Genomic DNA, 2,221 nt, shown 5'->3' on the forward strand with positions numbered 1-2,221 from the left:
ATTTTCCACCAATATTTTATAATTGGTGGTTATCGTGATTGTCGTCGTTCGAATGATTTCCGTTGTGATTTTGATAATTGGTTGAGTTATGATCAGCTGTCTGGATTTGTGTTAAAATTATCATTTGTTGTTGTAAATTAATAATTATTTGGGTTAAATTTTGATATCTGGATTCCAAAAGGGTGATTAATTCAGGATTACGATAATAAGAGTGATTTAAAATTCGTGTCGCTATTCGATTTCTTTCAATCATTAATTGATCAATTCGCTGTTGTAATTCGTTGAGCGACGCATCAGGATGATGATGATGATTTTCTAACGCCTGCACATAATTATAACTTAATAAGATGAATAATAAACTTAATAAACAACTACCAGTAAGGATTGTAAACGCATTTTTTAATTTGCACATGATATTAAATAACTCCTTTTTTTATTGCAAGCTTGGCGCTAGTTTGGGAAAACTGAAATTAATAATGAAAATGATGATTCTGATGATTAAATATTTATTTTTTCCATAATAAATTTAATTAATTTTACCCAATGGCTAGCGATATTATTTAAAAGTGTTTGATCAGTTTTGAAAAAATCCAAATTCAGACTAATTGTATTTTTCAGATTATAATGATATAAACAACCCCCGATAATAGCTCCTAAAAGTAATATTATGATAGTTTGCATGATATTCGAAAAAAACATATTTTTCCTGCCTTTCTAGTTAAGATAAATTTAAAAAAATAAGATTTTTAGTTTGGGATCCAAAATTAAATTTTTAAAATCTTAATTTTGGTATCCATGGCTTCTCACTAAAAAAATTATTTTTTTCTATTGGTTTAAATTGGAAATTTATTTTTTTTAAAAAAACTAAAAATATAATCATTAATATTCTTAATTTTATGATGATATGTTTATCAATTATTTAAATACATTTTATTTTTTATTTTAAAAAACAAAATATATATATATAATTATAATATATAAAAAACAAATAAAGATAAAATTAAATTTTTTTTTTACATAAAATTTTAATTTTAAAGTTATTAGTTTTTTATATTTTAATAATAAATTTGAATTTAAACCAATAGAAAACAAAACAATTTTTTAAAAAACTCATTAGTTAATGATAAATAGGTAACTATATGCATCACATTATTACGGTAATGATTATTTTTGAAAACCATAATAGTTACAAGATTTTTGATATTTGAACATTAAATAAAATGATGATCATTAAATCAATTTTAAAATTTTAATTGTTTTTTTGATTATTTTTGATGATGATGTTAGAGTCATCTTCCTATAAATCCTATATGATTAGAAAAATTATATGTTTTATTTATATATCGATGTGCCTAATTATCATTAATTTAAAAAACACTATAATCTGAATCATATTTTAAATTAAATTAATTAATATTTATTAATTTAAAGCGAATAAAATAGGTAATTATTAAAATTTTATAATAAAGAAAAAAATATTAACTTATTGAAAGTAATTAAAAAAAGTTAATTAATAGCGAAAACTAAATAAAACATTTAATATCTAAACTGCCAAATGAATAATCATAAATAATTAAGAAAGGAATAATTTTTTGTTAAATAATAATTATTTTATTAAAAAATGGATTTTTATGTTTTTTATATTTTTATTTTTTTGGGGATTAATATTTTTTATTAAGCCAACATTATTTCCTTCTTGGAACTATTTTGAGGAATCAAATAAAAATTTAATTGATTCCCAAAATTTTGTTTTAATTAAATCTAAAATAAAAAATTTACAACAAGACAAAGATACTTTACAAGCTAAAATTGATAGTTTAAGTAAAGAAAAAGACCAAGAAATAGAAACTTTAGAAGCACAAAAAGCTATTTTAGAACAAGACAAAGAGAATTTACAAGCTACAATTGATAGTTTAAGTAAAGAAAAAGACCGAGAAATAGAAACTTTAAACCAAGAAAAAGATACTTTACAAACTAACATTGATAATTTAACTAGCGAAAAAGACCGAGAAATAGAAACTTTAAACCAAGAAAAAGTTACTTTACAAGCTAACATTGATAGTTTAAGTAAAGAAAAAGACCGAGAAATAGAAACTTTAAAAGCACAAAAAACTACTTTACAAGCTACAATTGATAGTTTAAGTAAAGAAAAAGACCGAGAAATAGAAACTTTAAAAGAACAAAAAACTACTTTACAAACTAACATTGATAGTTTAAGTAA

General features: G+C 21.3%; 2 protein-coding genes. One reads left to right on the top strand and one right to left on the bottom strand.

Annotated features, from left to right (window positions below; all coding sequences use genetic code 11):
* Positions 1–16: 16 nt before the first annotated feature.
* Entirely contained in the window at positions 17–412 is a 396-nt protein-coding gene (locus ACLHHF_RS02225; protein ID WP_411308202.1) for a hypothetical protein, read from the bottom strand.
* A gap of 1,180 nt (positions 413–1,592) precedes the next feature.
* On the opposite strand from ACLHHF_RS02225, the gene ACLHHF_RS02230 reads away from it, so the two are divergent.
* A partial coding sequence (locus ACLHHF_RS02230) for a coiled-coil domain-containing protein (protein ID WP_411308203.1) occupies positions 1,593–2,221 on the top strand: 629 nt, incomplete at its 3' end.

Origin of the sequence: Candidatus Phytoplasma pyri (genome assembly GCF_046600495.1) — a bacterium.
In the GTDB taxonomy this organism is placed as follows: domain Bacteria; phylum Bacillota_I; class Bacilli_A; order Acholeplasmatales; family Acholeplasmataceae; genus Phytoplasma; species Phytoplasma pyri.